This is a genomic window from Streptomyces sp. NPDC002787 (assembly GCF_053592095.1).
Genome location: NZ_JBSFVC010000024.1, coordinates 85629 through 92531 on the forward strand (window position 1 = coordinate 85629; position 6903 = coordinate 92531).

General features: G+C 69.8%; 6 protein-coding genes. 2 read left to right on the forward strand and 4 right to left on the reverse strand.

What is annotated here, in order from left to right; all coding sequences use genetic code 11:
* Positions 1–124 precede the first annotated feature (124 nt).
* Complete coding sequence (locus ACWD26_RS30505) at positions 125–1675, forward strand: MFS transporter (RefSeq protein ID WP_451275178.1); 1551 nt, start codon at positions 125–127, stop codon at positions 1673–1675.
* 205 nt (positions 1676–1880) lie between these two features.
* Here ACWD26_RS30505 and ACWD26_RS30510 read toward each other — a convergent pair whose 3' ends face one another.
* The 4 genes from ACWD26_RS30510 to ACWD26_RS30525 all read right to left on the reverse strand — a co-directional run bounded on the left by ACWD26_RS30510 (position 1881) and on the right by ACWD26_RS30525 (position 6071).
* Entirely contained in the window at positions 1881–3530 is a 1650-nt protein-coding gene (locus ACWD26_RS30510) for a DUF4153 domain-containing protein (protein WP_451275179.1), read from the reverse strand.
* A 237-nt stretch (positions 3531–3767) separates the two neighbouring features.
* Positions 3768–4670, reverse strand: a complete 903-nt coding sequence (locus tag ACWD26_RS30515) for an ADP-ribosylglycohydrolase family protein (RefSeq protein ID WP_451275180.1) — start codon at positions 4668–4670, stop codon at positions 3768–3770.
* 12 nt (positions 4671–4682) lie between these two features.
* A complete protein-coding gene (locus ACWD26_RS30520) occupies positions 4683–5342 on the reverse strand; it encodes a histidine phosphatase family protein (protein WP_451275181.1) in 660 nt (219 codons plus the stop codon).
* A 123-nt stretch (positions 5343–5465) separates the two neighbouring features.
* Positions 5466–6071, reverse strand: coding sequence for a YdbC family protein (locus ACWD26_RS30525; protein ID WP_451275182.1), 606 nt, complete (start codon positions 6069–6071; stop codon positions 5466–5468).
* 154 nt (positions 6072–6225) lie between these two features.
* On the opposite strand from ACWD26_RS30525, the gene ACWD26_RS30530 reads away from it, so the two are divergent.
* The gene (locus ACWD26_RS30530; RefSeq protein ID WP_451275183.1) at positions 6226–6759 is read left to right on the forward strand and encodes a TerD family protein; all 534 of its coding nucleotides are present in this window, start codon (positions 6226–6228) and stop codon (positions 6757–6759) included.
* Positions 6760–6903: the final 144 nt, after the last annotated feature.

Below are 6903 nucleotides of genomic sequence, written 5' to 3' on the forward strand. Positions count from 1 at the left end.
CGGACGAGCGGCGCGCACCACGGCAATGACTTTGGTGAACGCTTGCGTTCACTAAGGGGGACTCACTACCGTGGGCGCGACTGTGAACGCGAGCGTTCACTAAGGCATTTGTGGGGGACCCATAGTGACAACCTCTCCGTTGACTCAGGATCAGAAGCCGGGAACCGCCCGCCGGGAGGGGCGTCCCGGCATCGCGCTCACCGTCATCGCGGCCTGCCAACTCATGGTGGTACTCGACGCGACGATTGTGAACATCGCGCTCCCGCACATTCAAGACGCGCTCAAGTTCAGCACCACCGACCTGACATGGGTGGTCAGCGCCTACACGCTGACCTTCGGCGGTCTGCTGCTCCTGGGCGGCCGGGCCGGTGACATCCTGGGCCGCCGTCGTGTGTTCATGACCGGCATCCTCGTCTTCACGCTCGCCTCACTGCTCGGTGGACTCGCTCAGGAGCCCTGGCAACTGCTGGCGGCACGCGCCCTGCAGGGTGTGGGAGGCGCGATCGCGTCGCCGACCTCGCTGGCCCTCATCACCACGACGTTCCCCGAAGGGCCCGAGCGGAACCGGGCGTTCGGCGTCTTCGCCGCGGTCTCCGCAGGTGGTGGCGCCATCGGTCTGCTCGCGGGCGGCATGCTCACCGAGTGGCTCGACTGGCGGTGGGTGCTGTTCGTCAACGTGCCCATCGGTGTCCTGATCGCCGTCGTCACCCCCATGTACATCAGCGAGTCCGAGCGCCACCCGGGGCGATTCGACATCGCGGGCGCCCTCACCTCGACGGCTGGTATGGCCTCACTGGTCTACGGCTTCATCCGCGCGGCGGAGGACGGCTGGCGCGACAGCCTGGCCATCGGCTCCTTCTCGGCGGCTGTGGTCCTGCTGCTGGCATTCGGGTTCATCGAGAGCCGGGCCAAGGAACCCATCACACCGCTGAGGATGTTCGCCGACCGCAATCGCTCGGGCACGTACGTGATCATGCTCAGCCTGGCAGCGGCGATGTTCGGGATGTTCTTCTTCATCGTGCTGTTCGTGCAGAACGTGCTGCGGTACACGCCGATCGAGGCAGGTCTGGCCTTCCTCCCGGTGACCGTCGCGATCGTCACGGGTGCCGGCCTGTCCCAGCGGTTCCTGCCGGTGCTCGGGCCCAAGCCGTTCATGGTGGTCGGTTCGACGCTCGTCGTGCTCGGTCTGACCTGGCAGACCTTCATCAGCCCCGACAGCTCGTACGTCGGCGGGGTGCTCGGGCCGATGGTGATGTTCGGCTTCGGCATGGGCCTGAACTTCGTGACCCTCACTCTGACCGCGGTCTCGGGGGTTGCCCCGCACGAGGCGGGTGCGGCCTCCGGTCTGCTCAACGTCACACAACAGGTGGGCGGTTCGCTGGGGCTGTCCATCCTCACCACGGTCTTCGGCACGGCCAGCCGCGACGAGGCGGAGAAGCAGGTGCAGCTCTTCCTGGCACAGGCCACGGCCGCGCAGAAGGCCGAATTCGCCAAGACCCAGCAGCTGCCGGCCCCCTGGAGTCACGAAGTGCTCTCCCAGGGCATCTCGACGGCGTTCATACCGGCCGTGGCGATGGCCGTACTCGCCCTTGTCACCGCCGTATTGGTGATCAGGGTCCGCAAGAGCGACCTGGAAGCCCTCTCCGGCACGGCCGGACCCGCCGCCGCAGGCTGACGGGACAGGCTCCGACGCGGCCGTGCACGGCCGGACCACGCCCAGGGCACCGATGGCCAAGGCGTGGTCCGGCCGTACGTGGGAGCGCGATGGCCAGGGCGTAGCCCAAGCCGTACGCGGGAGCACGATGGCCAGGGCATAGAGCCAGCCGTACGCGGGAGCACGATGAAGGGCGTGCTCCAGCCGTGTGCGCAAGCATGGTGACTCACCGGTAGAGCTCAGGCCCCAGCTCACCACACGCCGGACCGCTCGCCCCCTCGACCAGCGGCCTCTCGTCCAGGATGCGCCTCGCCTCGGCCTCGCCCCAGCTCGTGGCGTACCAGGGAATGTGACGCCGCTCGTCCAGTTCCTCCTTGATGTCCCACAGCACGCATGACCGCAACGGCTCCTCCAGCCGGTCCAGGGCGGGCACCGCGTCGGCGGACAGCCCCTGCGCGTACGGGAGGTCGAACCGGCCCGTGGCCTCGTACCGCTCGACGTTGCGCTCGGCGATCATCTCGTCCGGCGACACCAGACCGAACACGAGCACTCCGGCGACCGCACTGGCGGCGACGGCACGCGGCAGCCAGCGGGCGCCCCACACTCCGGCAGCCATGATGAGCAGGATGACCAGACCGAGCCAGAGCTCCATGGTCAGCACCGAGATCCTCAGTCTCGTCAGCCCATAGGCCTCCACATACATGTCCATACGTCGCACAGCGGATGCCACGACAACGAGCGCCAGCGCGCACAGCGTTCCCAGAACACCCCGCACGAGCGTCCGGTCACTCGATCGAGTGCGCGGGGCCCAGCGCAGGGCAACGACGATGACCAGCAGGGTGAGCAGTGTGGCCATGAGCAGCTGCCAGAACCCCTGGCGCGCGTACTCGGCGTATGTCTGGCCGGTCTTCTTCAGAACGGCGTCGTAGCCGCCGAAGAGCACGGCGAGCTGGACGGCGTTGAAGACGGCGAACAGCGCGACGAGCCCGACCAGCGGAAGAGCCCACTCGACACGGCCGCGGGCGCGCCCCGAGGGCACCTGGACCCGGTCCCAGCGGGCGGGCGCGGCCGCCGTACGGGCCGCCGCGAGGGTCCCGAACAGGCCCAGCGCGAGGAGCAGGATCCGCCATGGTCCGTCGGACACGGAGACGTCCGGTACCAGCGCGCCGAGCAGGTCCGCGAAGGCCGCGTCCGCTCCGGCGAACAGCGCGCCGAAGACGAGGAGCAGCACCGCGGCCACCACCAGCGCCCGCAACAACGGCGCCAGACGGCCCCGGTCGCCGGCCATTCGCTCGCGCAGCCCCTGGAAGGCCCAGGCCGGCCCGGTGACCAGCGAGGTGAACACACCGACCGGGCCGAGCAGGACGGCGGGCCAGGTGCGTCCGCCGTGCAGGGCGAGCGAGCCCGCAGCGAGCGCGGTGACGACGGCGAGGAACGTGGGCCACTCGGCCGCGCGCAGCGCGGGCACGGTCAGCAGGGCGAGCCCGCCGCCGCCCCAGACGAGCGCCCAGGGGCGAGGGCGCCGGCCCGCCCGCCGTCCGGCGGAGTACACGGCGAGCGTGGCGGGCACGGCGACGACGAGTATGTTGACGGCCAGTCCGTCGCCCAGCAACAGCATGCTGAGGACGCCAGCCGCGAGGGCGGCCCACAGGGTCACGGTGCGGATCGGCGCGGGATCGCCGGGACCGAAGTCGCTCAGCCCGGGCGCTGCGGTCGGCTGTCCGCCCGCTGTCGGGGCGGGCCCGCCTCCCTTGCGTTCCGGTACGGCGTCCGTGGGCGCCGCCGCCCCGGAGCGGTCATCAGCGCTCGAAGCGCGCGCCCTGGGCACAGCACCGGCGGGCTCCGACGCGGCGGACGTCGGCGCTCTTTCGGACATGGGACCCCCTCCCCCGACCGGCCCGCAACGCCCCCGTGCCCAGCGCGCAGCTGCGGCGGAAGGCGGCCTGGCCGGTACCTCGTCGCCGCTTATCGTCATGATCAACAGGCGGCGTGGCGGACAGGCTATGCCGCAGGACAGCCCTCAACGACGGTCGAGAGCGCACTGTGGCAAGCCTGTGACAGTTGAGGCGGTTGGGACAGGTGGGGCCTGGGAACCGCCGTTCCCTTCGCCCGGCTATCCGACCTGCAGCCAGTCCGGAAATGCCTCGGTCTGCTCCGCCCACGCCTCGGGAGGCGCCCCGGCCTTCCCGGAGGCGACCACTCCGCCGACGATGGCGCAGGTCGTGTCGACGTCACCGCCGACCTGGGCCGTCGTCCAGAAACCCTGTTCGTAGTCACCGAGGGCGCGCGCCGCCGACCAGAGCGCGAACGGCACAGTGTCGTGCGCCGTCGTACGCCGCCCACATCCCAGTACGGCGGCGACGGTGTCCGCGTCGGCGTAGTCGAGCATGTCCCGGGCGCGCCGTAGCCCCGCGCCGACGGCGCTCTTGGGGACCAGCGCGATGACGCCGTCGAGCAGTGCCCCGGCACTCGGCGGGCCGGCCGGATCGGCCGCGAGGGCGGCGGCCGCGGCGACGGCCATGGCGCCGACGACGGCCTCGCGGTGCTGGTGCGTGGGATAGGCGGAGATCTCCGCCTGGTGGGTCGCCTGCTCGGGGTCGTCCGCGTACCAGGCTCCGAGCGGGGCGATCCGCATGGCCGCGCCGTTGCCCCAGGACCCCTGGCCCTTGAAGAGCGCGGAGGCCAGCTCGCGCCAGTCCCCGCCCTCTCGGACCAGGCGCAGCAGGCGGTTGACCGCGGGTCCGTAGCCCCTGTCGAAGTCGTGGTGCACGGCGAAGGAGCGGGCCAGCTCGTCCTGGTCGATCCGGTGGTGGGCCGCGAGGACGGCCACGACGGAGCAGGCCATCTCGGTGTCGTCGGTCCACTGCCAGGGGCCGGGCGGGATCTCACGGCGCTTGAGCAGCGGATAGTTCACAGGCACGAAGTACTGCGAGCCCAGCGCGTCCCCCACCGCGAGCCCGCGCAGGCTGGCCAGGGCACGCTCCAGGCGGCCGTCGGGAGAGAAGTCAGCGGTCATCGCCCTGCCACTCTAACTGGTGGCCCCGTACGATTCCGGGTCCCGCCAGCGATCGAACGGCCTGTCGAGCGCGTACTTGCCGTCGTCCCCGAGAACGAGCATCCGCATCTCCGCGTTCCCCGGGTTCGACAGCGACTCGAATTCAGCGACCGTCCAGTGGAACCACCGCATACAGAAGAGCCGCATGGCCAGGCCGTGCGTGACCAGCAGGACGTTCGGCGGATGGTCGGGATCCTCGAAGCTACGGAAGAGGCTCTCCAGGAATCCGCCGACCCGGTCGTAGACGTCCGCGCCGGACTCCCCCTGCACGAAGCGGTAGAAGAAGTGCCCGTACGCGTCCCGGTACGCCTTCTGGAGTCGCACGTCGTCGGGGTCCTGCCAGTTGCCCCAGTCCTGCTCGCGCAGCCGGGGCTCCTCCCGTACGCGCACCAGTTCGGGGTCGAGATGGAACGCCTGGAACGTCTCGTGCGTACGGCGGTACGGGGAGACGTAGACGCTGACGCGCTCGCGCCCCAGGATGTCGCGGATCCGTTTACCGGTCTCCTCGGCCTGCTGCCAGCCGAGATCGGTGAGCGCGAGGGCGTGGTCGGGCTCGCGCTCGTACACGGTGTCATCAACATTGCCCGTTGACTCGCCGTGTCGGACAAGGATGATGCGCCGTGGTCGTGCCATGCCAAAACCCTAAAGGGGGCGACGACGGATCGAGCACTCGTCCCTCGTCATACGGCGTACGTCACACAAGTCCCGCACATCGACCAGCAGAGTTGGGAATCCAAACTCACGTCGGTCCGGATCTCAAACCGTCCAACTCGGTTCCATTTCCACAATGTCACCCGTCAGAGCGGCCACATCGGCCTCGATCTGGGCCCTCAGGGCGAGGCGTTCGATGCGTTCCACGCGGTACTTGCCGTGCTCGGCGGCCGACTGCCACATGGAGAGGATCACGAACTCATGGCCCGGCGCCTCGCCGAACAGCCCTCGCACCATGCCCGGGGAGCCGGCCATCGCGGGGTTCCAGACCTTCTCCTGCATCAGCGCGAAGTGCTCCGCCCGCTCCTCGTGGACGCGGCAGTGCGCCACCCGCACCAGATCGGCGTCGGTGAAGCGCGGCTCAAAACCGGTCTTCACATCGAAGCGATGGTCGAAGAGCTTGACCTGCATGTCCTTGTAGGTGCCCGACTGCGAGGCGGCGAGCCGGTCATGGGAGCGCGCCATGAAGGAGTCGTAGAAGGCACGGCTCTCCCAGAAGGAGAAGATGTGCGCCACCCCGGGTCGTGCCCGGCTCCAACCCCCACCCTGTCCACGGAATCCCGGCTCCCCCAGTAGCCCCGCCCACTTTCGCTGCCCCCGTTCGTAACCGCGGCGGTCCACCACGGTGCAGCGAATCCACTTGACCAGCACCGCGCCATGGTAAGGCCACGGAGCGTGGCGCCGGTCACTCTCCGGCCGGTTGCACTCGGGCGAGCGCCCGCGCGCGCATGCGAGGATGGGCAACTGGCCTGGACCGCCAGGCAGTTCGACCCGCAAGCACAGGAGAACGGGGAGGGGAGTTCTGTTGAACGGCCTCAACAAGGGCATCCGCAAGGTCGAGGTGGCGGTGAAGTGGGACCCGAGCCCCGCCGGACAGCCGCCCACGGATCTCGACATCGTCGCGGCGACCTACCCGGCGGCCGAGCCGAGCGGCAGTCCCGCCTATGTCGTGCACTTCGACAGCCGCTCACCGGACGGCACCATCACTCTCAACCGTGACAGCAAGACCGGCCAGGGCTTCGGCTGGGACGAGGTCATGACGGTCGAGCTGAACCGCCTCGACAGCCGGTACGGCCGGGTCGTCATCGGTGTCGCCATACAGCAGGGATCCGGCCCGAAGACCTTCGCCAACGTCAACAAGCCCGCCCTGCGCATCCGTGAGGACTACACCGTCCTGGCGGAGGACGATTTCGGAGGCGTCCTCGGCTGCACGGCCGCGACGGTCGCCGAGTTCGTCCGCGACGACACCGGCGAGTGGACCTTCCACCCGGGCATCCAAGGCTACGACGAGGACCCGGCGACCTTCGCGCGCGTCATGGGCACCCCCCGGGAGGCCTGACGCCCTGCCCGGGCCCCACAACGCAGAGGGGTGGGGGGGGGCGGGCGGGCGGGCGCCGGCCCGCCCCGGCCGGAGGGGAGCAGAACGAAATAACCCGACCCCAGGACAAGAAGCGAAAGGAGGGGCGGGGGGAGGGTGAGTGTT